We start from the raw sequence: 24,743 nt of genomic DNA, 5'->3' as shown, positions 1-24,743 counted from the left end.
AGGTTAAAAATTGGCATTAGGTCTTGACCTTGTAAGAGTATACACGCACATCAAATATATCGCGAAATGAATTATCAACGGGCAGTTTTATTTTCAGGTGGTGGTACTCGTTTTGGCTTGTACTTGGGAATGTATGCGGCGTTGGACGAAATGGGATTTAAACCGGATTTACTGATTGCTAGCTGCGGCGGATCATTGGCTGCTGCGCTTATTCAGGCTTTTGCAAGGGATGCTGAGCGGAAATCCTATCTCCAGTCCGAAGAGTTTTATCGCTTCTTCTGTGGACATCGGCTTACGGAGCAGCGTCATCTGGGCAAACTTGGTTTGTATGTGTTAAAAAAGCAATGGGATAAACGATCTGCTCCTTATCTGGAAGATGTGTTTGATCGTTATCTGGTCAAGATGGAGCATGATCTTTCTCCCTTATTACCGAGTCTGAGCCACCCATTTTCGGAGGAAATACCGTCGATTATTATTGGTTCAAGAATGCTTTTTGACCGTTCGGAAGTTGGGGAGAGACGTGGCGAACGTAAGCTTTATCAGAAAGTCTTGATGGGGAATGCAACGGCACTATCAAACGTAAATCTGGATGCTATTCAACTTCAAGGTGAAAACTATGGACAAAGTGCTGTTGCACCAACAATAGCGATAAATTCGGCGGTAACCTTGTTGGAGGCAGTTCGTATTTCCATGTCCGATATGTTTTATATTGAGCCGGTACAGTGGAACGGGGAGTATTATGCCGGGGGAGCCATTGATTTGGTACCTGTGGAGTTGGCGCAGTCTTTGGCGGCGGAAGTGATCTGTGAGCGGAAGCAGATGTATAAATTCCAGGAGGAAGGATTGGTCAGAGCGGTATTGGGCTTTAGTGGTAACCAACGCCTGAGGGATATTGATCAGCAATTTCAGGAAATCCGATGGATCGATACAAGGGATGCTACAGAGCAGCTGGCAGGAAGCTATTGCAAAAAAGGTATAGATTGGCGTAGATTTGAAATAACATTGTCCCTTCCGACCAGTTTGGATGAATTTGCGGCTGCGATGGAAGCACAATGGAACTATGGATATCGTAAGACGATGGAGCTGCGTATGGGCTAAAACACAATGGATAGGAATAACTGGAATTAAGAAGACATTGTACTAGTGAAGAGATCATACAAGATGTACATACATTATAAAGTTCAGTGGAGCTTGGAAGTGTTTATCATTTAATACTGGACTGTTTTAGAATTTAGTTGACAGAAATCGAAGGTTTATTTGTTTGACAAGATAGCCCGGACAGCGGGAACTATAATCGCTATTTTTTATAAAAATGAAGGTATTTATCGCAGGCGGAACAAGCGGAATAGGTTTGGCACTAGCACAAAGCTACCTCCAACAGGAGGCGGTAGTTGCGGTATGTGGTCGGGACCTTTCAAGACTGACCAATCATCCAGCATACGATGCGCTCATCAAGTTTGAAGTGGATGTATGTGATCGGGATGCTTTGGCTGCTGCCGTTGATTCTTTCTGTCATCAGGGGACGTTGGATCTTTTTATCAATTGTACAGGAAGCTATGCCGATGACGTGGCACAGGCTATCAGTTACGAAGAGGCAAGTGCAATGCTCCGAGTCAATATGCTGGGTACCCTGAACTGTTTTGACGTCGCCAGCGAAGTCATGCGTAGACAATCAAGGGGGCAGATAGTAACAATAGCATCCGTCTCGGGGAAGCTGGATTTTCCGAATTCAAGTTTGTACAGCAAAACAAAGCGAGCCGCAATCCAAGTGGCTGATGCTTATCGGCGGGCATTGCTTCCGTATGGGATTGCCGTGACAGTCATCGCGCCGGGGTATGTGGATACAACCAAGCTCCGTCAACTTAACCAGCAGGATCTCTCCAAAAAGCCTTTTTTGGTCAGTGTAGACGATGCCGCACAACGCATTTTAAAAGCCATACAGCAAAAGGAAGAAATCGTGATTTTTCCGAAGCGTATGAAATGGCTGATGGGATTTTTAGGTCTGCTCCCCCATGTATTATTAAGTAAAATCATGTTTAGGAAAGCCAAATGGATGAAAAACGATTAAAGAAGGTAGGCGGGCGGCTCCTTGTTGTCATCTATTGCCTGTTGCTTTTTCAGCTTACATATCCCTATACAGCAGCCTGCGCCGCCAGTTTAGCTACGGTACCATCCTTTGTATTCGACTTTGAACAGCATATTCCATTCATTCCATGGATGATCCTGCCCTATATGAGCAGTGGGCTGTTTTTTTGCCTCGTGCCGTTTTACTGTCAACAAAAAGGGGAGCTCTTGTGCTATGCAAAGCGATTTACATTTGTTACCCTGATTGCTGCACTATGTTTTCTCCTTTTTCCGCTGCGGTTTTCTTTTGACCGTCCGCAGGTCGAAAATCCTTTATTTACAATTTTCTTTTCTTTCTTAAGGGAATATGATTCGCCTTTTAATCAGGCGCCCTCCCTGCATGTCGCTTATGCCTGTCTTTTTTGGTCGGTGCTGCGATGGAAGTTCAACGGACGGAAGAAAATAATTTTGGGCATCTGGCTCCTGATGATGGGTATAGGAACATTGGCTGTATATCAGCACCACGTGATTGATCTATTGACAGCTTGTATACTGGTTCAGTTCAGTTTTATCGTCTTTCCGAACGCCATTGAACAGCAACATAATTTACAGCAGAAATCAGGTTTTTATACCCAAAAACTTGATAGTCTTCTTCCGGCGATCCGGAACCAACAAGTAGCGAATAGTTATTACCTCATTGGGTGGCTATTCATGCTACTGGCACTGCTCTGCGAGGGATATTTATTACTGCTGATTGCTTTTGCTTGGGTAGCCTTTGTCTGTCTTGCGGTTGGTTACAATTACCTGTGCGGTAATACAGGTTTTTTGAAGGATAATCGGGGTCGAACACCGCTGATAAAGAAAGTATTTTACGCTCCTTACCGACTTGCATACTGGTTGATGTGGCGTTTTTTTAGAAAGAAAAATAATCCGCCGCTGATAGAGTTACTGCCACGCTGTTATGTAGGGCCAAGGTTGGACGCTTCGGAACTAATAGCCTTGGGACTGGATCGCAGTCTGGTTGTTTTTGACCTCGCAGCTGAGCTGGAGGACGTAAAACTCTTGTGGGGTATGGAAAAGTATTATTCTTTCCCTTTGCTGGATATTGCGGAGATCGATGTGCATGATGCCCATGTGATCATAGACGCAATGCTATCTGCTTACCGCAATTTGGATGAGCATGAAAATATGGTCATTCATTGTACAATGGGCTATAGTAGAAGTATGATTTTTGCTATTCTGATGACGCGGGAATTATTATCTTTAGATTTAAATAAAGCTATTGATCGGGTGAAGTCGATCAATAGGCATATGGTACTGCGGGCTCATGCGATCCAGTTGATGAAAATTATCGTCGCGGACAGATCCTAATCAAAAAGGGTGGCTTGGTCTTTGTTTTTAACCTCCATATCTGAATAGATACAGAAATTGCATACGCCATTGTATAGATGGAATAAATTATAAAAAAATGAAATCAGGTTATTTTAAGAGTTTCGATCAAGGGGAACTGCTATATCGTGTTTGGAATTATCAAAAGGGACAAAAGGCTTTAGTTGTATTGCACCGTGGGCATGAACATTCAGAACGCCTACAGGAGATGGCTAGCGATCCACAGTTTGCTGGTTATTCCATCTTTGCATTCGACCTGCGTGGACATGGCCATACCAAAGTGCCCGTATCAGCGGTTTTCATGGATAATGTGCGCGATCTGGACAGTTTTGTCTCCTATATCCGCGCCGAATATGCAGTTGATACCAAGGATGTCTTTGTCATCGCCAATAGTATTGCTGGGGTTATTGTGAGTGCTTGGGTACATGATTTTGCTCCTCCGATTGCAGGTATGGCTTTATTGGCCCCTGCCTTTGAGATTAAACTGTATGTACCACTGGCCAACCAGATGATTGCGCTTGGAACCAAGCTGAAAAAGGATCTTGTTATCCAAAGCTATGTCAAAGCGAAGGTCCTGACCCATGATATTGAGCAACAACAGGCTTATGATGCTGATCCCCTAATCTCAAAATCCATTAATGGCGCTTTATTGGTCGACCTATTGAAAGCCGGTGAGCGTATCGTTGAGGATGCTGCCGCAATCGATATTCCCGTGATTGTGCTATCCGCAGAAAAGGACTATGTAGTTAAAAACTCGGTACAAAAGCAATTCTTTGTGTCTATTGCTTCTAAGCTGAAAACGTTTATTACCCTGCGCAACTTTTATCATGGTATCCTGTTTGAATCCAACAGACAGAAAGTCTATGCTTATTTAAAAGATTTTATTACGAAAGCCTACGCAAGGCAAAAGCCTGAACAGGGGCTGGAGCCTGACGAGTTTTCGGTAAAAGAATATGAAAAATTGTATCATAAGGTGATACCTGCGGCTGAGAAATTAAACTATGCCTTGCAGAAATGGACTTTGGGCAAGATCGGATCATTGAGTCATGGGATGAACTTAGGGCTTCAGTTTGGTTTTGATTCAGGAATTTCATTGGATTACGTTTATCGCAATGAGCCGAAAGGCAGAATGGGATTAGGCAAAATCATTGATAAAGGGTATTTGGAAGCGATCGGCTGGAAAGGGATCCGTATACGTAAACAGCATCTATTACGTCTATTGGAAGAGAATATTGCACAGGTGAAGTCTACGGGCCGGCCTGTGAAAATCTTGGATATCGCTGGCGGCACCGGAAATTATTTATTTGACATCAAAGAAAAATATCCTGAAGTGGAGATCGTGATCAACGAGTTTCTATTGCCCAATATTGCAGTGGGGGAGAAAATCATCAAGAAGAAAGGGCTCCAGGGAATACGTTTCACTAATTACGATTGTTTTGATCCAGAGACTTACAACAAACTGGATTTTGCACCTAATATTGTGGTAATCTCCGGTATTTTCGAATTATTTGGCAACAATGAAATGGCGAGCAGGGCGGTACATGGCGCGACTTCCATTTGTGAGGAAGACAGCCATCTGGTCTATACCGGACAGCCATGGCATCCGCAATTGAAAATGATCGCTTATGTGTTGAACAGTCATCAGAAGAAAGATTGGGTCATGCGCCGACGTTCGCAAAAAGAATTGGATCGGATTATGGCTTACAACGGAGTCGTCAAGGAGCGGATGCTTATTGACGATTACGGGATATTTACCGTTTCTTCGGGAGCTGTGAAAGCCGGATAATCGTATTTCCGAACGATCTGTATACAGAATTGTGACCAAGTAAATTATTTGTAAGTGCCCAGTTAATGGAAGTATAGGACTGTGCCGAATAGAATAAGGGGGGCAAATTGCGTCAAATATATAGCTTTCAGGTTATGGATTTGGCGCAATTTGATCTCCTGTTTACTCAAAATGCCCCCATTTTCTGCTTCCATTACTCAGAAATGCAGATCCGATCCGTTTGACAAAAAGACTTTTTTGCTTAACAAATTGTCTTTATTCCGCGTACAGCGATGTAATTGCTTAACAAAAAGACTTCTTTACTTAACAAATCGACTTTATTCCATGCACAGGGAGGGTAATGATACACTGGTGGGCTATCTTTGGAGCGAATTATCCTTATTGCAGATATGATGATATAATGATAGTAATGAGCGATGATCACCGATTGAGGCTGAGATATAGGATTGTATACAATGAGTTTCTTAAAATTATTATTAAAACTTTTGAAGATGAAGTTTGTAAAACATTGAGCATAAACTGGAAGAAAATTGCTAAATTTGAATAGTAAGTGTTAAAAGTTATGAATGCACAGACCTTAAATAAAAAATTAGAATTAATTCAATGGTTAGCGACGTTGGAAGATAGTTCTATTATCGAAAAACTACTAAAGTTTAGAGAAGAGGAGGTAAAAGACTGGTGGGATTCGGCTTCTGAGGCAGAGAAGATTTCAATTGAAAAGGGCGTTCGCGAGGCAGATAATAAAGATCTAAAAAATCACTCTTCAGCTCGAAAGATCTATGAAAAGTGGTTATAATATTCTATGGACTCCGAATGCATTAAACGAGCTAGAGAAGACAATAGAATATCTTGAAGAGAACTTTAGCGAAAAAGAGATCAAAAAATTAGCTCAAAGATTGAAAAGATCACAGTATTGATTTCTCAAAATCCTTATATTTTCCCTAAATCTGAGAGTCAAAATATCTATAAAGCAGTTATTCTGAAATTTAATACAATGTATTATCGTGTGCGAAATGATAACGTAGAGATTATTTCGTTCTTTTCAAATAGACAAAGCTTGACAAGAAGAAAGATATAGCGGTTATACACAATAGGCTTCACCTAACCTATATTACTTTTTTTATAAATCCTAATTCAATTTTTATTTCCGGCGGAAATGTTTTTCCTTAAAAAATTCCAAAGAAATGGAATTTCCTGCACTGAATTGATCCATACTTTCTTCAATACATTTTTCGATATGCTTTGGAATACGAATTCCCTTAGATTCGAAAGGCTCTTTTAAAGCTTTAAAAATTGCTTTGACCGTTTCGGGTTGTGCCAGATATTCAGTATGTGTTGTAGAAGGTCCCATAATGATGATGTTGACTTTAACAAAGCTGCCGAAATTATTGGTCTCTTCTTTTCTATTCATCATACAATTATGAAACAATTTATTTAAAAATTTTATAATTGTATAGATTATCTTTACTTTTGTTTTGAAATATCAAGTAATGGTTAGCGTAGTGCTTCATGGTACTAGTCAACATAGTGATGTTTCGAACGAGTGATAAAATAATAAACCAATATAAATTTTTATGATTATGGATAACTATGGACGTGTAGAGACTCTCTATCAGGGGACTGTTAATAAAAGCCAAAATCAGACAACCACCACAAATCATATCTATCTTCACCCTGGAGAACGAAGTGGTGAATTTGAACGATGGATGCGTGAAATTGGCGGATTGCTCCAAATAGATCGAGAGTATTCGGCTTTAAAACCACTTTTAGATCTTATTGTAGCGGTTTTGGAACCTGACCGGATTTTTCTGATACCGCATCCTGCTATTGAAAAGTGTGATGTCAAAGCCTGTATGGAGATTATCTTGATACTTGATGGCTGGAAATATGATTTAAATCGGAACGAGCCAATTGTAAGAAGTATCCTTGAGCTCGTTTGCTTGAGGCAAAGTATTATTGTGTTTAATCTATTTGCAAAGAAAGAATGGGAGAAAAAACTGGAGAAAGAATATTATTACTATATGGCGCATTGTCGATCTAAATTTCTGGTGTTTTCGGGCAATCCATATCGTTTGATCGAGTCAGAGGATAGCTCGATAGAAAATTCAAAAGAAATCTTTTCCGGTAAATTTAATAACCAAATTACGAAAACAGAGCGGTTTCTGGAAAAATGTAAAACACTGTTATCGGACGATGAAGTTATTCCAGATCTAGCCTATGCCCTTATATCATCATGTCTAAAACAGATCTACAGCCTAGTCATTAGTACTTTTTCGTTAGATATTCCAGTTTTAAGCGGAACCTGCAAAGAACTCGAGGAAATGGCTGCCAGAGTGCTGCCACAATTGCGGAGGCAGATCAAGAAAAATATTGATAATTATCCAACGTTAGATGTGCTTGATTTCGAGAATTTTGAAGATGATAAATTGCGCATGAAGAGTCGCATTCCCGATATGGTGGAACTTGAGCGTTTATTTGAAATTGCTAAGATAACCTTTGAGCAGAAGATGGTCGTATTATTTGGTCGTGAAGAAACTTTGTAGTAGATAATAAGGGTGTAGTATCATAGCTGTATAAATTCATGGGTGACATATTAAGTTTTCCACCACCTATCGTGGCGATCCTAAAATGAGAATTCTACAGGTTAATAAAGGATCTGCACTCAAGCAGTTAAACACGTCGACAGCTAAATAAAAATCAGCATTATGGAAAACCAATATTTAAAAGAACCAGATGATGAATACGAAATCCCATGGTTTTTAATAGCAGGGGGAATTTTTGAGTCTATTCAAGATGATACTTTTGAGGCCTTTAATGAGAAGTTATGGAATATATTGATCGCTTTGACATCAAGAAATAACAAAAGTGAGGAGGAACGAAAGCAATTAGTTGCGAATCTAGATAAGGTTATATTGATGGTCAAGGGCTGTCATTATTTTTTACACCATAAAAAGCGGCTACATTATAAGGAAGATTGGATCGATATAAAATGGTATAAAAATCCTTATAGGTGCAGTAAGAAGTATCGCTCAAAGGCGGACAGAAAACTCAATCATCATCTGGCCCATTTTGAATACCCATTTACAAAACTCTCCAGACAAGAGATCCAGAACTTTCCAAAGGCCTTTAAGAATTTTTTTTCGAAAATGGATCTATCCTCTTGGCTCAATCTCCTTGGTGATTGGAAAAACTGTGTACTAAACGACGAAAGCTTATTTGAGTGGATGGTAGATTATGCCCCACTGGAGACCTATGAACAATTGTTAAAATTACATGAGGCATGCATTGTGGCATATCATTGGGCTGAAATTGATTACCCTCCACCCAATAGGCATTTAATTAAAGATTATTTGTCGTCCGATTATGTAGATGGCTATCGCAGTGCAAGTCCTTATGAACGGATTGAACAAATTTTTTATGAGAAGAATCACACAGATCTTCGTGATAGCATCTTAAGTCTATATCCACTAAATCCTTCTGAAAATAAACCGCCCAATATAGAGATTGATGATCTACGTTATACATTAAGATGGTTATTGGAGACTGGTTGGTTACTGTTGCAAACGAACTATTTCCCGGAGGATTGGTTGGATCCGGATGCGGCTGACTTTTTGCGATGTCCAGTCCCAAAACGAGAATTAAGCTTCTGGAAGCCAGAGTCGTTGAGTAATAAAGAACAGAAAAATCTGAAAAAAACATTGTCCAAATTATATTATGGAATTGATGTGAGAAAAAATATTTCCGTCTTAGATGGGCGAATCATTTTCCAATATGAGCGTGGATGGTCAGCGGGTATGGGGGAAGAAGGGCTGGAAACTCGTAATCGACTGCTGAAGACATTAGATATATTAACGCTGGTTTTATTGGATCTATGCAAACGTCGAACGAAGCCTGAAGGTATTTGCTACCCACCTGAGAAAACTGAGAAAGTTGAAGAAAAAGAATGATGATAGTATCATTTGATACTATCAAAGGTAATTATTAATCAACCTAAAAGTAGCTAATGCTTAAAAAATTTTGTTGATAATCGTATCAAAACACTGCTATCTCAGCTGAACAGGCAAAAAAGGTCAGCTGGGATAGCAGTAAAAAGTTTTAATTCCTATACTCCCGAATTGCCTGAATAATACCTTCCAGATTTTCATTGAAGTCCAGTAGCTGACCGAATACTTTATCGTCTTTGGCCAGTCCACCATGTTTATTGTTCTTGCGGAAGATTTCCTTGATGGTTTCCCAACGTTCCTGTTCAACAGGGTTTAGCAGCTCGGCAAGTTCTTTTAATTTTAAAAGGTTACTTTCAGTATCCGCTGTCAGTGTCTGCGATTCGCTTTCATAGTGTGCGAGAAGAACCTGATCAATTTCCTGTTCATTCATCATCGGTACCACCTGCGCCACCAGTTTGCTCATATTCCGATAGGATCCCTGCATTTTGAATGGTGGTTCGGTGCGGTAATTATCCTGCATCGCAGCACTCTGAATATAATTCTGATTCACTTTGATCACGACATTCCTGATTTTCAGTACATGTCGCAGCACCGCGATAAAGTCATCAATATCCTGTTTCAGGTAGTTCCCCTCTAAATCGGGCAATTGATCCATAACAGACTGCGCATAATTGACTAGGGCATAGAAGTCGTTAAACGATTTGCTTGCAATCTTTTCGAGGTAGCTGTTTTCAATCGCCGCATTTTCGATTAAACTAAGGTTGAATAATGCTTCGGTGTCACCGATCACATCACCGAGATTGTACACGTCGGCACGGTTGGCAAGCATGTCGGGAATTTGAAACTTAGAGCCGCTCTCTGTGTATGGGTTTCCGGCCATTACGATGCAGAAGCGCTTGCCCCGGAGATCATAGGTCTTGCTTTCGCCCTCAAAGATGCCATCAATCTTACGCTGACCATCAGCAAGGGAAATGAATTTCTGTAAGAATTCAGGATTTAAGTGCTGGATATCGTCCAGATACAGCATGACATTATCTGCCATCTCAAAAGCCAGGTTGATCTTTTTGAGCTCTTCCCGTTCTCCGGATGTTTTCGCTTCAACTGGATCAATGGATGTAATTGAATGACCAATGGTCGGGCCATTGATTTTAACGAAATGTAAGCCCATTGTCTTAGCCAGATATTCCATTAAGGTGGTCTTACCGTAACCCGGAGGTGATATCAATAGCAGCATTCCCATACGGGCTGTACGCTTGTTGTCGCCTGCGGCTCCCAGCTGTTTGGCGAGGTTATTTCCGATCAATGGGAAGTAAACTTCGTTGATCAGCTTATTACGGACAAAGGAGGTCAGTACTTTGGGTTCAAACTCACCGATCTTTAGTTCTTTGGCATAGGACTTCGCAAGCTGTTCCTTCAATGTGGAGAATGCGAGAAAACGAGGGACATTATACTCACTGAATTGCGCCAGACGTGCTATAAACTCATGGTATTGGATATGTTCCTCTCCATTGTTCAGGATCGCATGATTGCCTTTTAATCCACTGATATGTGCTTGGTCTTTTGCGATGATCAGGTGATACGCATGGGTCGGATAAAGCAACATGATCGCTGCTTCCTCAATATACTTGCGTAGCGTAAGATATTCCGGATGCTCATCCACAAAGGAGTTGAGCCAATTTAAAGTCAGGTAAAAGCGATCTACCAAGCTAAATTGTTCGTTCTGAATATCCGCTTCAAATAGCTTGTAACTTTTCTTGGATTCCAGCAATCGAATAAAAGCCTTTTTCAGTTCATCGGATTGTTCACTGACGACAAAGGTATTGTAGCTTGTAAACGTCTGAAAAAGGTAAGTCGCGAGGTCACGGCCATGAATGGTGGAGCGATCCAAATGTGTCTCCCATGCATTGAATAACTTGGTCAGTTCATCAATGACAGACTGGTAACGATTTGAATTTGGAAACGTTTTTAATATCGTGTAGGTCGAGTGTATCAGTGCCAGCTGCTTTGTCCGTTGATCATCCGAAAGGGATTGCCAAAATAACTGAGCCATCGTACGCAATAGGGGATCATAGCGAAGAAGATCCAATTTGGTATCCAACTGTTTGACCGTATCATAGATCAACAGTGCATCCACATTGTGAACTCCTTTGACATAGCCTTCCGAATAACTTTGCTCCACAGTCTGTGTGATAAATGAGGAGGCATCAAAATCTTGTTGTCCTTTCGAAGCAAGGAATGCTTTGTAGGCGAGGTATTCTGCACGATAAACTTCCTTATTTTCAGAGACAAGTTCCTGATCCCAGATGTCCTTAAAACTGTTGATTTCCTCGGTCTGCACCTTTTGATAGAAACTTGTCCCAGTCAGGTGGAAATACAGTTCATCATTTCTGCGCAGCAAGGTAAGGCTGAGGGATTGACTATTGACTGCAAACTTATGCTTGCCCAGTGCAATGATATTTTCGCCATCTACAAAGAGATCATTTTTATCACGTAAAACCCGTAAGGCATCTTCCTGTGATTTTTTTAACAGATTTTCAAGGTTTTCTGCTTTTGAGACATCCTGCAGTGTTTTTAGCTCCTGTACCAACTGTCTGATCTTGTCGATCATCAGATCCGAGGCAAAGAAGCTGAGGATCTCTTCCCGCGTTGCGAATGTCTTGGATTTGTTCTCAATGTTCTTTAATACACGAAAACCGATCTGTTCGAGCGAGGATGTGCGCTTGTTGATCTGTTCAACGATTTGTTCTCTGCGGGAATTAAAGGCCTTGATAACCTCATCACGTTTGTCCGCGATCTTGAGAGCAAAATCTTCAAATTCAGAAAACTTACTTTCGAGCTCCTCCAGCTGAACGATGACTTTTGTGTAATATTCGTCTACCTTTTCGGTTGTCGTGGACAGTTCGAGGTAGTTGGTCACGGATTGCTCCAACAGAGTCAGCTGTGCTGAGAACTCCGCTATCGCTTCTGTACTTTTTAATGAATTGAGTTTTCGCGTAAGCTGTGCACGAACCTCATTTAAGGAGGAGAAAATAACCGAAATCTTCTCAATGATTTTGGTTGTCTGTGTGGAGTCGTCAATTTTTAGACTATTGAGGATATCAATCAATAGTTCCAGTTCGCTTGAAATGGCCGAATTGGCTTCCTCAATTGCTTTGGCATCATAGACCTTCACTATAGCCTCTACATTTTTCTTCTGCTGTTCCACCTTTTGTTCGTAAGGAAGCAGAGCCTCATCACGTAGGAGAAAAGCAATGGTTTTTTCGGCCAGCTCAGAGGTGATGCCCTGCAATTTTTCCAATAGGCTATCTATCCTGACCGTATCAATATATTTTACATTTTTAAGGTCGATGATCTCACCCTGAAGGCGACGGGAGTCGGCCAATTGATGGACGAGCTGATCGAGTTTGTCCACAACAGTACTATTGATGGAGAAGGTGAGTTCTTCCATCTTCTTTTCTGCTGCTATATTTAATTCTGCGGCATGTTTGCGTTGCGCCTGTACTTTGACGAACTCATCAATAGCGGTATTGGCGACTTCCTTGATCTGTGTTAATGGCTGGCCAAGATTTGATAAAGCGTCATCTTTTATCCAAAAATAGGAATCCAATAAAACTGTGGACTTTTTGAGGATATCTTCGTATAAACCTTCGTAGCTGTCCTCTTTGTTGATCAGCTGTATAACCTCCTGTGCCTCGGCCATCGCCTGCACGATTTGTTTATTGCCTACTTTATAAAGGGGATCATCTTTTTTCTGCTCATTTTCTTTGAGCATGGCCATATAGGGTGTTTCCCAGATCTGCACCTGATGATGTCTGGTGGCTTCCGCTTCAGTGCGGAAATAAATTAAGCTTCCATCTTTGAACAGGGTAAATCCGTTGCAGATAATCGGGGTCTCGACATGCTGCTGAATAATGTTATATGACAGTAGGATATAGGTATTGGTTTCCTCCTGACAGAATATATACAGAAAATCTTCGCCATTTGGGGAGGCTATCCTGCGTAGGAATGATACCTGTTCAAACTGGGCGTCAAAAACCTTGTGTGTGCCATTTTGTAAGTAGTATCCATTGGAAAAAATAATCCCCTGGTTGTCCGGTAACAATATAGCTGATTCATTCAGTGATTTGAGATTGACGACTTCCTTTGTGCGCTGGTTGTAGACGAAAGCCCTGAAATCTTCCTGGTACGGTTTGATACGTACCGCAATAAGGTTTCCGAGGTCCGCATAGTAATAATCGGCATCGTCCAATTGTTGGTCTGCATTAACTACTTTTTCGGAATAGATCCCTTTGCCACTGTCCGTATTGTTCTCGATCTTGAAGGTAATGTCGCCGTTGATCGCTTCAATAAAGATCTTATCCATAATGGATATATGGGGATGTTTTCCCAGTCGACGGTCTTCGAGCGTGGTTTTCGTCCAGTCAAATTCAAATTGGTTGGGTAATTTGACTTCGTGGATGCTGCGGTCATCCTGATACTGGAGCTTACCATCTTTGATTAACCATTTGAATGCTTTGAGGTCAGCAGGATTTTTGCTGGTCTGAAAGATCATGTACAGATAGTTCTCTGTCCTCCGAAATTTGGAGAATATGGAGTCCCTGTAGTATTTATATAGATTCTGGTAATCAGAGATGAAATTTTGGTCGTTGATCAGGTCGAGGGACTGCGGAATAAACTGATTTTTCTCAAATGCATAAACACTGAAAACATCTTCCAGCTTGATCTCGGTACGCAGTCCAAAATGCACATTATATCCAAAAATACATTGATTGTCCAAGGCCAGAATGCCGCGGGCAACACAGTTGTTTTCTGTGGTGATCCGTTGATTGGCTTTGAGGACAAAGCTCGTTGAATTGAAGACTTCTTTACGTGCCTCGTTCAACTGTTGGAGCTTGTTCGCTAGTTCTTCTTTTTGTGTAAGAAGTCGCTTTCGGATAATCTCATATGCACCTTGGTCAAGGCTGTCGTTCTGATTTATTACGTTTTCTTCTGGCATAAGTTCCGCTAGTTCTTGACTTATTTAACTTTATTGAATTTTAATTCCTGACCATTTTGATACAGTGTCAGTGCTGTGATCTGATCATTTTCTTTGCTGAATTTCAGCTCGGCTTGTACAGCCGTATAAAATAACTCTAAATCATTCCTGGGATAGACCTCAATAGCTGATTGCCCCGATAATTGGGCAAATAGATTACCATCATCATCCGCGGTAATTTTGAATTTCAATTCAGGTTGTTTCGTATATTCATATGTTCCCAGGAGCTGTTTGATCTGAAACTCCATCAGTACAATTGCACCTGTAAGTTTTTCACGTTCAATAACTGGAGTCTTTCTTTTTTGAAGAATTGCATTAACAGCGGATGTCAATGGATATACATCAATCGTATTCCATTTGTTCATTAAGGCGATGAAATATTTTTGTTCTTTAAAATCTCGAATGTTGATCGTTTTATAGCCTGGATATCCTCCTGTGTGAAAATGCATCTTGCTTTCGCTGTTGGTACTGTCAGTAAAGAGCCAGCCAAAACCATAATACAAACCTGCCATTTTAATTGAATTGCCATTATTGAGTGTGTCGACAGTGATGGCTTTCATAAAATTTTGACGCGTCAATAGCGTATTGTTTTGAATAGCCTGATTCCATTTAAATAAATCTTGAGCCGTACTACTTATTCCATAGGGGCCACTTCCGCCATCAAAATAGGTTAAATAGCTAAATGCAGGAAAGTCATCAACATTTTTGAAACGCTTGGTCTTCGCATCATAGGCCATTCCTTTAGCATAGTTTTTTAGGTTGGCATTGGGTGATCGTGCCGAAAATACAGCTGTGTTTTCCATTCCTGCAGGTTTGAATATATACTGCTGCATATAGGTGGCAAAAGATTGTCCAGATACTTTTTCTACAATTAAGGCCAAAAGCAAGTAGTTTGTATTGGAATAAGCATATTGATTACCCGGTTTAAATAAGGTACTGTCAATCTTTGTTTCAATTACTTTTAGGAAATCTTGGTTTGTATTTATTTTTTTTCGGTCAATCCATTGTGGGGCCCATGCCAAGAACTCGGGTATTCCGGAAGTGTTGCGCAGCAAATGCTTGATACGGACATTTCTGAATTTTATATGCGGGAAATATTTGCTAATATCATCCTCATAAGAGAGCTTGCGCTGTGCTTCCAGCTGCATAATGGCCATAGCAGTAAACTGCTTGCTGACTGAGGCGAGTTCAAAACGACTGTTACTCGTTATCTTATTTGTTTTCTCTGAGTTTTCAAACCCCAGATATTTTTCAAAAATAACTTTACCACTGTCGACTACCAAAAATGCTCCACTCAATTCACTGTCCGTATTTAGGAATTGGAATAGTGAATCCAATCGTTGCTGAACAGTCTGGGCCGTTAGAGACAGGATGTTTAAGCACAGGAAAGCAGGAAAAATGATAAAACGTATCATGTGATTGCTTTGGTTTTTAGAATATTATCTTGAGCCTGTTAAAGATTTGATACTTTACAAGGCTCAAGATGATATATGTGGTTACAGCTTTTTATTGGAAATGCCTAAGTTTTTTGCCAATCCAAATAGGGAATTGATAAAACCTGCATCTTCACCGTTCTCAGCATCGGTAGCTGCTTGTTGCAATTTGATCAACGCCGCAGAAACTGTTAAGTTCTTGATATCATTGGATGAGATGCCATATTTATCTGCTAATCCACGTACTTTTTCCGCAAGATCACCTTTCCCGTCCGGGCCCAACAATGAATTCTTGATATCAGTTGCATGTTTGGAGTTATCGATCAGATGATCAAAACCTTTGGAATTGGACACCTGACGTACAATGTTTTCGAAGAACATGGTTTCACCGCCGACGATGTCAATCTTCGCTGTTTTAAGCGCTTCGGACAATACACCAGCCTGTGCTTGCGCAATATCTTTTTGGATGTTGATCTGGGCAAGTTCGATGTCACGTTCTTTCTGTAACTGTAATTTGAACTCTTCGTGGTCTTTGCCCACACCATCCAGTTTTTTCATGGCTTCGGCTTTCTCTTCGATACCTTTCGCTTCGGCAAGTGCTTTTTCACGAACAACTTCCGCCTGTGCTAAACCTTCTTTGCGCATGGCTTCGGCTTTTTTCTCGATCACAGTGGCCTGTACAGTACCTTGCTTTTCTTCGGCTTCGGCTTTTGCAACCATTACTTCGGCTTCCGACAAACCTATTGCGGCTTCTTCTTTCGCTTGAGCTTCTGCGATGATCTTACGGCTCTCAGCCTCTTTGAGTGATGCTTCTTTTTTCGCTTCGGCGTCTATTAATAATTCCTGAGCACGTTTTTCAGCGATTTTACGCGCTGCTTCGGCGTCTATTACTTTTTTCTCAGCTTCCTGTTCTGCTGCAATTTTCGCTGCTTCAGCCGCTTTTACCGTAGAAATTAATTTTTCTTCGGCCTCTTGTGATGCCGCAATAACACCTGCTTGTTTCTTCCGTTCTACTTCACGGAATACTTCAATGTCTTTGACTCCTTGTTGTTCTTCGATAACGCCTTTTTCCAATTGGACGCGTTCTTTGATCACACCTTGGATACTTTTCTTTTCGGTCTCAATCGAACGTTCTTTGTCGATCTGAGCTAAAGTGACTATACGTTCACGTTCGGTTTGTTCCAGCGCGCGGTCTTTTTCCACACGTTCTGCTTCGACAGCATCAGTACGTTGTTTGTTTTTCTCAGCAATGATGATCTGACGTAGCTTGTTTTCTTCCTGTACAGCCAGCTGCTCTTCGGTCGAGATGCGGACACTCTCATATTTCAAACGCTCTTCTTCACGTACCTTTGCTATCTCTGCTTCCTCACGGGCCCTGATATTGTCGATTTCGCGTTTTTGTTTTTCTTCTTTTTCGGCAAGTTGACGATCCAGTTCTAAGATTGCCTCACGTGCTTCGACGTTTTGTTTTTTGATCAATTTTTCTTCGTCACGACGGATGAAGTTAGCATTGATATTTTGTTTTGCTGTCAGCTCAGTGATCTTCTTGATACCTTCACTATCCAGGATATTGCTGGGATTCAAATGTTCGATATCTGTCTGCTCCAGATAGTCTATAGCACAGTCATCAAGGATATAACCGTTTAGGTCTGTACCGATGATGTCGAGGATCTCATCGCGAAACTCACGCCGGGCTTCATACAATTCGATGAAGTCAAATTTCTTACCTACAGTCTTGAGTGCTTCAGAAAATTTGGATTCAAAGATGCTCTTTAACGTTTCAGGTTCGCTGGCACGGTCACAGCCTAGGTTCTGGGCAACGTTGATCACATCGTCCACATTTTTGTTGACACGGACAAAGAAGGCTACCTTGATATCAGCGCGGATATTGTCTTTACAGATCAGTCCTTCCCCTTGCATACGGGCAATCTCAATTTTTTTGATGGAAATGTCCATGATCTCCATCTTGTGGAAAACCGGGACGACATACATACCCTTGTTAAAGGCAACTTTTGTCCCTCCGACACCTGTCCGTACAATCGCCTTTCCCTGCGGGATTTTTTTATAGAATGCACTCAGTACAACAAAGAATGCAAAAATTAGAAAGACAGCTAAACCGACAATTAGCAATATAATTCCGTTTAAGCCGCTTAAGAATAAAAGAGGTTGATATAGCATATGATTAGTATTTATTTAGATTTTAGTAGTTAGATATGCGTATTTAGATTTTGCCGTGCAAGCTTATAGCTGGCAAGGCGGTTCTGTTTTAATCATCCATTTTAAATATTGTCTATGGTGATTTCCTTGGTGACATAATAATATTTTTTGTCCTTGGATTCGTCCACGATAATGACATCATCTCCGTAGCCGATCTTTTCACCGTTATGGCTCACGACATTGAGACGGATCGGGTCTTGTTGGATGATAAATTCAGCAGAACCTATTTTTGTACCTTCAATGCTTGCCCGCATTTTACCCATGCGACCCAGGAAGTCATGGCTTTCTTCGCCATTGTAGCCAATATTTTTGAACATTCTCGCTAAAGGTTTGGTCAGGAAATGCATTAAGAAAAAAGTAACGATAAAAACAGGGATCAGGATCAATACCGACTTTATTCCCCAGGATGCGACATCGATATACAACGAGGATACAATAGTAATCACCCAGCCAATGAACTTAAACATGGCCACAATAAGCATAATCGGCACTTTGCCGACATTGATATAATCCATTGCTTTGGCAAAAAAGCCCGGCTCGCTGGGTGCGTCAGAGTCTGTATGGTGATGCGGATGATCCGAAGCCCCGGCATCAATATCATGTGAACCATCTACGTCGCTCACATCGGGGGTAGGGTGTAAATCCACATCTGCATCCGCATCAAATAGATGCACACCATCCCCCATGAGGAACATAAATAACCAATACACTACAGACAGGCCTGTCAGAACCGTCATGATGCCATTTGACAATGGGTTGAACAAGATATTGATTAATTCTGTCATCGTATTTTTTTAAATTTTTTCTCTTTTGAAGGTGTAATGAAAGGACCAAGAATGACCATTGACCTCAAGATCTTGCATGGTGACCAATTCCCAGCCCTGATTACCTAGATCATTCAGGATCTCGTCGATTTTCTCCGGATCCAATTTGGTTCCCCAGAAACCACTAGGTTCGATCTTGATCGTTTTATACTCAAATCTCCGCATCGCCATTTGATTTTCGTTTTAATTCTTCCAGTTCATTGTTGACGGAGTCTGAACCACCAATGGATTCATTGATTTCATCTACCTTACTTTTGTTGCCCATTGCGATCTCACCATAAGCTTTGGCCAGAGCCTCGTCCTCTTCGACTTTTTCTTTCATGCGCTCCAGCATGGAAATGGTGCTGTTAGAGTCTATATTGGCTAGTTGCCGGTTGACCATTTTAGCCGCATTCGATACTTTAACTCTTGCTTTTAAGGTTGATAATTCACTTTCCCATTTAGATATATTGAATTTAAGTATATCCACATTTTTATGCAACTCTTCTGCAGAGTTTTGATGAATTGTCGCCTGTTTTTCCAGCTCAGTGGCTTCGATCAACAATTGTTTTTTCAGTAGTAAGGCCTCTTTGGCTAAGCTCTCTGCTTTTTCAGGAGAAAGTTCACCTTTTTGAGCCTTTTGCAATAATAAAATAGCTTTGTTTTCAAATTCATTGGCCTCTTCTTTTTTCTTTTCACAGTTATTCTGCGTACGTATGGCTAAGGCCTTTACTTTTGCATATGCTTCTAGCGATTGCTCCAGGTCTTCTTTCATCTCACGGATCCCTTGTTCCGTCATTTTGATGGGGTCTTCCATTTTGTCCACTACAGCGTGGATTTCTGCTTGACCGATTCTGAAAATTCTCTTAAAAATATTCATTATTCTATAATTTTGAAAAACTAATTAACTGATTATAATATTCGCTGATCAAAAGGCTCAGTGAATTGATGGCTGCATCAAATTCATTTTGATCAAGATTATGTATTTGCATGGTATATCGAAATATGACCTTTTTGCCATCCTCTGTCAAGGCAAAACCACCATGGATGATATCTCTATTTTTGATCAGCAACGATTTGAACATGTCCATGTTTTCATTGCTTATGGTAAACAGGTACTGCTCGAAAATTATGATCGGCTGCGCAATGCCCACAATGAGATTGCGAATACCATCATCTTCGTTTTCGATAACAAAAACACCTTCTTTTTGATCCTTATGGGTGATGTTATAACCGATATTGGCGATATAATTTTCAATTTTTGAGAAGTACATAATCAAGTTTTTTATATATTGCACATATTCTTTGCATAAAGATAATGAATTGCAAAAATATTTTGCAAGAAAAAATTAATTTTTTTTTAAAATGAGTAACGTCGGGAATAATATTAAGAAGCTGAGAAAGGTGAAAGGATTGAGTCAACAGGCTTTTGGAGATGTTTTTAATCTCACTAGGGGTAATATTTCATCTTACGAAGAGATGCGTGCGGAACCAAAAATCGAGATTGTCTTAAAAATTGCAAATTATTTTGGCATTCCTGTGCAGCATCTGATTGAAAAAAATCTATCCGTTAATGAGATCCTTAATTTTAACGATTATTTTCAACCCGATACTCCTACATTAGGTGGCAAACGACTGTCGCAGGTTCCGCTGTTGGAAAGGGAAGTATTGTTAGATGCCTGTACCTATGTGTCAAAATTGAATGAGCTTCCGGTGATTGAATTCCCCCTACAGAGCCGCAATCGTTTTATTGCGATAGAGTATATGAATGCTATACCAGTACCTGGTGATTTTGCTGTAACAGCACAGTCGATTCTATTTTTTGAAGAAATTGATATTGAAAGCTTACATACACTAAATAATGCCTTTGGTCTGTGTTTTTCTGTGGAGGAGTTCTTTATTGGAAAATATACGATGGTAGAAACAGAAATAAGCCTGGTGTTAAACGCTTGGAAAAAAGTAGACTTTGTATTGGCCGAGAAGGGAAACTTCTGGAAATTGTATGGTAAATTTGAAAGAATATAGGTTAGCATTGGTGTTCGGAACCAAACACGAGCTCATTTAAACCGATGGGGTCAACAGGTATACCACCAAAGGCAGCGTGAACCGAAGAACCGAATGATTGAGCTCAAAAATACCAATTTAATGAGTAAACGAGCTCATGAATGCCATTGAAAATAAATACTTAAGAATAACACGTTAATCTAAAAATAATTGACGAACAAATAGCTTATACAAATGAAAAAACAGATCTTATTTGTCCTTTTGATATCATTCTTTGTTTTTATCAGCTGTCAAAACAATGAGTCTAATAAAGCGAAAAGTGACCAAATACCTCAAAAACCAGCTGTAGAGAAAATTAAAAATTCAGCTAAAATGGGCGAGAAAACTGGTTGTTCAACAGAAAAGGCGATGAAATTAATCTTGGCGCTGAAAGAGGTTGAGAAAAGCAAAAGAAATTTGGATAGCTTGACTGATCACAAAGCCAATATCTCGTTTATGATCGATAGCTTGAAACAGGATGGAAAGGAGTTGTATTCCCTTACCGCAGGATATAATAGTGAAGAAAGATTTGAACCCTATTATCATTTCTATTTGGACAAGAGTGACTGTAAGAATATCCAGATCTTGGACATCGTTTCGGGAGAATATCTTCCATTGGAGGACTGGAGACAGTCGAAAATGGGAACAGCCGAATAGGTCTGATTATTGTTATCTTATTTATTGTCAATGACTCTTGACTCAAGCCCTGTTTTTGTTACAATTGGAAGGCTATTCTAGTCCTTGGTATATGTATAAAAAGAAGATAAATGCGATTTTTTAACAATTATTTGTTTTTATGAATAGATATATTTGGATTGTAAAATAAAATAATCCAATTTTAAGTTGGTAAATAACTTTAATTTATTATAAACTTATTTGTTTCATGAAAAAAATGATATTACCTGTAGCAATTGCTGCACTTTTCTTTGCATCTTGTAATAACACAGACAGCAAAAAAGTAGAAACTAAAGATACAACCACTACGGTTGACACTCAAGGTGGTGTTGCACAGACAACAACAACGGAAACGACCACTACTACAGCTGTACCCAAATTTAGCAACCCAGAGACGCAACAGCTGGCTGAAGATTACACGAAATATGTGAATGAGTATGTTGCTGCTGCTAAAAGTGGAGATGCAACTAAAATACAAGAGTTAGCTAGCAAACAACAGGAGTGGGCTACCAAAACAGCAGCAGCTGTCACTAAGTTGACTCCGGAAGATGCTAAGCTGTGGACCGAGTACGCGCAAAAGTTGACGGCCGAGTTAACAGCGAGTGCAACAAAATAATTTTTTTGACATAAAGCGGAAAGTAGGACCACCTAAAAAGTCCTACTTTCTTTTTAACCGTACATTAGAAAGGTAGCTCATCTTCCTCCTCATCCTGGCTTATTGGAAGATCCTCTTTGGAGCAGTTTTGATCAGATAGAATTAGAAAGCTATCTACCTTGATCTCTGTGATATATCTTTTTGCACCCTCAGCATTTTCATAATTACGGTAGGTCAGTTTCCCTTCAACCATTAGTTTGGTCCCACGGCTACATTTCTTTTCAATGGTATTGTTCTGGTTGCCCCAAACGACTAGCGTATGCCATTGTACCTCTTCAACCCACTCGCCAGCTTTGTTTTTGAAAAGATCATTAGTAGCAAGTCGTAATACAGAGTAATTTGTCCCCGTTGAAGTGGTTTTGATAATAGGATCATTTCCTAAATGACCGATCAATTGTACTTTGTTACGTAATGTGCTCATGTTGTCTAATTTTTAAATGTTTCTAATAATTCTTATTTTAGTTATTGGTCATAACCATCAATTTATGTGGAATGACCTTGAGCAAAGATGAATAGGAATTGAAATAATAATCGTCTGTTTACCATTTGTATTCGACTATAGTCGATTGTAACCGTTTGTTGTCGTTTAAATTGATACTAAACACTATGGAAAAGGTCTGTTTGGAATGTGGACAAAATATAAGAGGAAGATCGGACAAACGCTTCTGTGATGACTCTTGCCGGAATGCATATAACAATAAACTGAATAGTGACCAAACGAATCTCGTTCGCAATGTAAATAACATCCTGCGGAAGAACCGACGTATTCTAATGGACGTACTGAAGGAGGAAGAGAGGGGGATGACAAAGGTACAAGGGGAAAAATTAAAAAGACTGGGTTTTGATTTCAAATTCCACACACATACATTTGCTAATAATAAAGGGCAAACCTATAAATTTATCTATGAGATGGGTTACCTCATGCTAGAAAATGACTGGGTATTGATTGTCCAAAAGAAGCCATGATAAGACTCTTTTAAGCTTTCTTTCTTCTATCCTTTCTTTTGGAAGAAAGAGGCCTTCTGATTTTATAAAATCTATTCATACAGCTGTATTTTCAGCTTGCACGGATCATGAATTTCGATTCGCGCAAGCTGAATACCAGGTTAATCTTGACTTTCATCGGATCCTTTAATTCGAAAATAGTTCACTACTGTGAAAATGATAATCACGACATAATAGCATACGGGGAGTAGCAGAAAAAGCCAGCTGTTAAAGATGTAATTTAAAGATGAAGGCAACCCAATTTTTAAAAAATCTGCTGCAAGAATATAACCTATAAAGGCGCCGAGAAATAAAAGACCTGTTGCATGTATGATGATTCTTTTTTAGATGCTTGCTGTATTGTGCATCTTTATTTTGCTTGGTGTAGCCCATAATGGCCGGAACCAATAAGCCCAATAGCGGGTTGACTAAGAAAGTTAGAGAAGCTAGATAAAGCGCCTTTATACTTCCGCTTTGATTGTTGTCGATACTGATTTGATTTACATTTGGCATAATTAATTGTTCTAAAGGAATTTCTAAAACCTGACTGATTTGTCTTAAACTGAAACCACTGATCTCTTCAGTACCCTTTTCGATTCGTTGTACTGTTCTTAAAGATAGACCCGCTTGATTGGCGAGATCTTGTTGTGTCAGTCCTCTGCGCTTTCTAGATTGTTTGATGAGTTGATTTACTGTTTGACTTTCCATGAAACGAAAATGAACAAAAGGTTTATGATTTTAAAAAAAACGATATGACAATAATATGCCAATGATATAACATGTTTATAAGTTATTAGTAATCAAATATTTTGTAATTTGATAAATATTTTGAATCTTTGCAGCACAATAAGGTATTAATATAAAATAAAAAACGGAAGAATATGTTTGCTACACTAAAAACCCCAGCTTCGTCCTTAAAGAAGAGTCTTGGGCATATTCTCCGGAATACTGCACTCTCCTAATCTTTTCAGGACTAATATTGGCACTTGTATAGGACATCGGATTGTATGTCTGTATCGCCAAGAGATCGTTTGAGACGATCTAACCGATAAAAAGGAACTGGCATCTGTATGGCTAAAGATGGCCTCTAGGAAGCTTAATACTCATGTTATATTTAAAAGACACAATGAATTCAGTGAATAAATATGTCCTTCAGGCATTGGATAACTATCCATATTATCTGGAAGGTACATTAGAATCCTTATCTTATGCCTTATCATACGATGAATCCAACACCATGGCATTATGCTTAATGGGAAGGGTGTATTCGGAACAATTATTTGATTATGAACAGGCAAAGAAATATTTCCAGGAAGCTTTGGCGTATAATGTGCAAGCATTGGAAGTGTATCCTTATTTCATTCAGACATTGATTGATATGGGAGAATATGAAGCTGCGAAAAATACAATTAAATTTGCTGTGACCTTACCGGGCATGCCTTTGGCCGAAATCTGGATCAAGAAAGCACTTCTATTTGAAAAATTGAGAAAATTCAAAAAGGCTTTAAAAATCAGCAAAATGGCGAAGATGGATAATCTCGACAGTAACCTGTCCAGCACTATAAAGTCTATCGAAGATCGGATCAAAAGCAAATTGGAAATGAATAAAACGAATAATAAGCGTAATAAATAAGTGACTGAGACGCTTGATTCCGAATAGTCAAAAAAGAAGCCCAAGATGAAATTTCATCTTGGGCTTTTATCAATATAGTTTA

The 24,743-nt window shown here is 39.8% G+C and carries 22 protein-coding genes; 12 read left to right on the top strand and 10 right to left on the bottom strand.

What is annotated here, in order from left to right:
- Positions 1–66 precede the first annotated feature (66 nt).
- The 5 genes from BWD42_RS20005 (at position 67) to BWD42_RS19980 (ending at position 6,035) form a co-directional block, all read left to right on the top strand.
- On the top strand, positions 67–1,098 hold the full coding sequence (locus BWD42_RS20005; protein WP_077438176.1) for a patatin-like phospholipase family protein: 1,032 nt from the start codon (positions 67–69) through the stop codon (positions 1,096–1,098).
- 214 nt (positions 1,099–1,312) lie between these two features.
- The gene (locus BWD42_RS20000) at positions 1,313–2,068 is read left to right on the top strand and encodes an SDR family NAD(P)-dependent oxidoreductase (protein WP_077438175.1); all 756 of its coding nucleotides are present in this window, start codon (positions 1,313–1,315) and stop codon (positions 2,066–2,068) included.
- The gene (locus BWD42_RS19995) at positions 2,050–3,435 is read left to right on the top strand and encodes a phosphatase PAP2 family protein (protein WP_077438174.1); all 1,386 of its coding nucleotides are present in this window, start codon (positions 2,050–2,052) and stop codon (positions 3,433–3,435) included. The genes BWD42_RS20000 and BWD42_RS19995 overlap by 19 nt, the downstream gene beginning before the upstream one ends.
- Before the next feature lie 97 nt (positions 3,436–3,532).
- Positions 3,533–5,239 carry a bifunctional alpha/beta hydrolase/class I SAM-dependent methyltransferase gene (locus tag BWD42_RS19990; RefSeq protein ID WP_077438173.1) on the top strand — a complete coding sequence of 569 codons (1,707 nt, stop codon included), beginning with the start codon at positions 3,533–3,535 and terminating at the stop codon, positions 5,237–5,239.
- Between the two features lie 562 nt (positions 5,240–5,801).
- Positions 5,802–6,035 (top strand): hypothetical protein, encoded by a 234-nt coding sequence (locus BWD42_RS19980; RefSeq protein WP_077438171.1) that lies wholly within the window; start codon positions 5,802–5,804, stop codon positions 6,033–6,035.
- Positions 6,036–6,380: 345 nt separating this feature from the next.
- Here BWD42_RS19980 and BWD42_RS19970 read toward each other — a convergent pair whose 3' ends face one another.
- Complete coding sequence (locus BWD42_RS19970; RefSeq protein ID WP_077438170.1) at positions 6,381–6,653, bottom strand: hypothetical protein; 273 nt, start codon at positions 6,651–6,653, stop codon at positions 6,381–6,383.
- 166 nt (positions 6,654–6,819) lie between these two features.
- On the opposite strand from BWD42_RS19970, the gene BWD42_RS19965 reads away from it, so the two are divergent.
- Positions 6,820–7,782 carry a hypothetical protein gene (locus tag BWD42_RS19965; RefSeq protein WP_077438169.1) on the top strand — a complete coding sequence of 321 codons (963 nt, stop codon included), beginning with the start codon at positions 6,820–6,822 and terminating at the stop codon, positions 7,780–7,782.
- A gap of 162 nt (positions 7,783–7,944) precedes the next feature.
- Positions 7,945–9,186, top strand: coding sequence for a hypothetical protein (locus tag BWD42_RS19960; protein ID WP_077438168.1), 1,242 nt, complete (start codon positions 7,945–7,947; stop codon positions 9,184–9,186).
- 148 nt (positions 9,187–9,334) lie between these two features.
- Here the strand turns inward: BWD42_RS19960 and BWD42_RS19955 are convergent, their stop codons facing one another.
- The 7 genes from BWD42_RS19955 to BWD42_RS19925 all read right to left on the bottom strand — a co-directional run bounded on the left by BWD42_RS19955 (position 9,335) and on the right by BWD42_RS19925 (position 19,945).
- Positions 9,335–14,179, bottom strand: coding sequence for a DNA repair ATPase (locus tag BWD42_RS19955; protein WP_077438167.1), 4,845 nt, complete (start codon positions 14,177–14,179; stop codon positions 9,335–9,337).
- A 20-nt stretch (positions 14,180–14,199) separates the two neighbouring features.
- Entirely contained in the window at positions 14,200–15,633 is a 1,434-nt protein-coding gene (locus tag BWD42_RS19950) for a serine hydrolase domain-containing protein (RefSeq protein WP_077438166.1), read from the bottom strand.
- 81 nt (positions 15,634–15,714) lie between these two features.
- Positions 15,715–17,829 (bottom strand): flotillin family protein, encoded by a 2,115-nt coding sequence (locus BWD42_RS19945; RefSeq protein WP_077438165.1) that lies wholly within the window; start codon positions 17,827–17,829, stop codon positions 15,715–15,717.
- A 101-nt stretch (positions 17,830–17,930) separates the two neighbouring features.
- Positions 17,931–18,653 (bottom strand): OB-fold-containig protein, encoded by a 723-nt coding sequence (locus BWD42_RS19940; protein ID WP_077438164.1) that lies wholly within the window; start codon positions 18,651–18,653, stop codon positions 17,931–17,933.
- A gap of 9 nt (positions 18,654–18,662) precedes the next feature.
- Positions 18,663–18,857, bottom strand: a complete 195-nt coding sequence (locus tag BWD42_RS19935; RefSeq protein ID WP_175992102.1) for a DUF4177 domain-containing protein — start codon at positions 18,855–18,857, stop codon at positions 18,663–18,665.
- The gene (locus BWD42_RS19930; protein WP_077438162.1) at positions 18,844–19,551 is read right to left on the bottom strand and encodes a PspA/IM30 family protein; all 708 of its coding nucleotides are present in this window, start codon (positions 19,549–19,551) and stop codon (positions 18,844–18,846) included. Before BWD42_RS19930 ends, BWD42_RS19935 begins: the two co-directional genes overlap by 14 nt.
- Before the next feature lie 4 nt (positions 19,552–19,555).
- Entirely contained in the window at positions 19,556–19,945 is a 390-nt protein-coding gene (locus BWD42_RS19925) for a YbjN domain-containing protein (protein ID WP_077438161.1), read from the bottom strand.
- A 91-nt stretch (positions 19,946–20,036) separates the two neighbouring features.
- On the opposite strand from BWD42_RS19925, the gene BWD42_RS19920 reads away from it, so the two are divergent.
- The 3 genes from BWD42_RS19920 to BWD42_RS19910 all read left to right on the top strand — a co-directional run bounded on the left by BWD42_RS19920 (position 20,037) and on the right by BWD42_RS19910 (position 22,005).
- On the top strand, positions 20,037–20,696 hold the full coding sequence (locus BWD42_RS19920) for a helix-turn-helix domain-containing protein (protein ID WP_077438160.1): 660 nt from the start codon (positions 20,037–20,039) through the stop codon (positions 20,694–20,696).
- Positions 20,697–20,909: 213 nt separating this feature from the next.
- Positions 20,910–21,371 carry a hypothetical protein gene (locus tag BWD42_RS19915; RefSeq protein ID WP_077438159.1) on the top strand — a complete coding sequence of 154 codons (462 nt, stop codon included), beginning with the start codon at positions 20,910–20,912 and terminating at the stop codon, positions 21,369–21,371.
- Positions 21,372–21,597: 226 nt separating this feature from the next.
- Positions 21,598–22,005 (top strand): hypothetical protein, encoded by a 408-nt coding sequence (locus BWD42_RS19910; RefSeq protein ID WP_077438158.1) that lies wholly within the window; start codon positions 21,598–21,600, stop codon positions 22,003–22,005.
- Between the two features lie 64 nt (positions 22,006–22,069).
- Here the strand turns inward: BWD42_RS19910 and BWD42_RS19905 are convergent, their stop codons facing one another.
- A complete protein-coding gene (locus tag BWD42_RS19905) occupies positions 22,070–22,465 on the bottom strand; it encodes a single-stranded DNA-binding protein (protein ID WP_077438157.1) in 396 nt (131 codons plus the stop codon).
- 185 nt (positions 22,466–22,650) lie between these two features.
- Here BWD42_RS19905 and BWD42_RS19900 point away from each other — a divergent pair, with 185 nt between their 5' ends.
- Positions 22,651–23,010, top strand: a complete 360-nt coding sequence (locus BWD42_RS19900) for a hypothetical protein (RefSeq protein ID WP_077438156.1) — start codon at positions 22,651–22,653, stop codon at positions 23,008–23,010.
- Between the two features lie 246 nt (positions 23,011–23,256).
- Here BWD42_RS19900 and BWD42_RS19895 read toward each other — a convergent pair whose 3' ends face one another.
- Positions 23,257–23,736: a helix-turn-helix domain-containing protein gene (locus BWD42_RS19895; RefSeq protein ID WP_077438155.1), complete on the bottom strand. Its 480-nt coding sequence runs from the start codon at positions 23,734–23,736 to the stop codon at positions 23,257–23,259.
- A gap of 418 nt (positions 23,737–24,154) precedes the next feature.
- Between BWD42_RS19895 and BWD42_RS19890 the strand changes: the two genes are divergently transcribed.
- The gene (locus BWD42_RS19890) at positions 24,155–24,661 is read left to right on the top strand and encodes a tetratricopeptide repeat protein (protein WP_077438154.1); all 507 of its coding nucleotides are present in this window, start codon (positions 24,155–24,157) and stop codon (positions 24,659–24,661) included.
- Positions 24,662–24,743 lie beyond the last annotated feature (82 nt).

Origin of the sequence: Sphingobacterium sp. CZ-UAM, from assembly GCF_002000245.1 — a bacterium.
Lineage (GTDB): Bacteria > Bacteroidota > Bacteroidia > Sphingobacteriales > Sphingobacteriaceae > Sphingobacterium.
Note: the sequence above shows the minus strand (reverse complement) of the source record. Positions and strands in the feature narration are given on the sequence as shown.

Coding starts and splice junctions, on each gene's coding strand:
- BWD42_RS20005 (WP_077438176.1), top strand. CDS start 67: ATGAATTATCAACGGGCAGTTTTATTTTCAGGTGGTGGTACTCGTTTT.
- BWD42_RS20000 (WP_077438175.1), top strand. CDS start 1,313: ATGAAGGTATTTATCGCAGGCGGAACAAGCGGAATAGGTTTGGCACTA.
- BWD42_RS19995 (WP_077438174.1), top strand. CDS start 2,050: ATGGATGAAAAACGATTAAAGAAGGTAGGCGGGCGGCTCCTTGTTGTC.
- BWD42_RS19990 (WP_077438173.1), top strand. CDS start 3,533: ATGAAATCAGGTTATTTTAAGAGTTTCGATCAAGGGGAACTGCTATAT.
- BWD42_RS19980 (WP_077438171.1), top strand. CDS start 5,802: ATGAATGCACAGACCTTAAATAAAAAATTAGAATTAATTCAATGGTTA.
- BWD42_RS19970 (WP_077438170.1), bottom strand. CDS start 6,653: ATGATGAATAGAAAAGAAGAGACCAATAATTTCGGCAGCTTTGTTAAA.
- BWD42_RS19965 (WP_077438169.1), top strand. CDS start 6,820: ATGGATAACTATGGACGTGTAGAGACTCTCTATCAGGGGACTGTTAAT.
- BWD42_RS19960 (WP_077438168.1), top strand. CDS start 7,945: ATGGAAAACCAATATTTAAAAGAACCAGATGATGAATACGAAATCCCA.
- BWD42_RS19955 (WP_077438167.1), bottom strand. CDS start 14,179: ATGCCAGAAGAAAACGTAATAAATCAGAACGACAGCCTTGACCAAGGT.
- BWD42_RS19950 (WP_077438166.1), bottom strand. CDS start 15,633: ATGATACGTTTTATCATTTTTCCTGCTTTCCTGTGCTTAAACATCCTG.
- BWD42_RS19945 (WP_077438165.1), bottom strand. CDS start 17,829: ATGCTATATCAACCTCTTTTATTCTTAAGCGGCTTAAACGGAATTATA.
- BWD42_RS19940 (WP_077438164.1), bottom strand. CDS start 18,653: ATGACAGAATTAATCAATATCTTGTTCAACCCATTGTCAAATGGCATC.
- BWD42_RS19935 (WP_175992102.1), bottom strand. CDS start 18,857: ATGCGGAGATTTGAGTATAAAACGATCAAGATCGAACCTAGTGGTTTC.
- BWD42_RS19930 (WP_077438162.1), bottom strand. CDS start 19,551: ATGAATATTTTTAAGAGAATTTTCAGAATCGGTCAAGCAGAAATCCAC.
- BWD42_RS19925 (WP_077438161.1), bottom strand. CDS start 19,945: ATGTACTTCTCAAAAATTGAAAATTATATCGCCAATATCGGTTATAAC.
- BWD42_RS19920 (WP_077438160.1), top strand. CDS start 20,037: ATGAGTAACGTCGGGAATAATATTAAGAAGCTGAGAAAGGTGAAAGGA.
- BWD42_RS19915 (WP_077438159.1), top strand. CDS start 20,910: ATGAAAAAACAGATCTTATTTGTCCTTTTGATATCATTCTTTGTTTTT.
- BWD42_RS19910 (WP_077438158.1), top strand. CDS start 21,598: ATGAAAAAAATGATATTACCTGTAGCAATTGCTGCACTTTTCTTTGCA.
- BWD42_RS19905 (WP_077438157.1), bottom strand. CDS start 22,465: ATGAGCACATTACGTAACAAAGTACAATTGATCGGTCATTTAGGAAAT.
- BWD42_RS19900 (WP_077438156.1), top strand. CDS start 22,651: ATGGAAAAGGTCTGTTTGGAATGTGGACAAAATATAAGAGGAAGATCG.
- BWD42_RS19895 (WP_077438155.1), bottom strand. CDS start 23,736: ATGGAAAGTCAAACAGTAAATCAACTCATCAAACAATCTAGAAAGCGC.
- BWD42_RS19890 (WP_077438154.1), top strand. CDS start 24,155: ATGAATTCAGTGAATAAATATGTCCTTCAGGCATTGGATAACTATCCA.